Here is a 300-nt window from a genome sequence, read left to right on the forward strand (position 1 = left end):
ATACCTTAAATGGAAGTCCTGTAGTGATTGGAACGAACCCAGGTCAAGTAACTTTGGTAGGAATGACAGTTCCAACCGGCTTGACTTTAAATGCAGATGGCAGCGTAACGATTGCACCAAATACGCCAGCCGGAAACTACAATGTAGAATATAGAATCTGTGAGGTAACCAACCCAACCAATTGCGATACGGTAATATCAATAGTAACGGTGGGCACACCAAGCATCGACGCAGTAACTGAAACCACGCCAAGCATCAACGGATTACCAGGAGGAACCACAGCGACATTGGTAGCCAATG

1 pseudogene is annotated in these 300 nt (G+C 46.0%); it reads left to right on the top strand.

Annotated features, from left to right (window positions below):
* A pseudogene (locus ACZIX2_RS14285) lies at nucleotides 1-300 on the top strand (hypothetical protein); the annotation flags it as partial.

Source organism: Flavobacterium riviphilum, assembly GCF_055231795.1.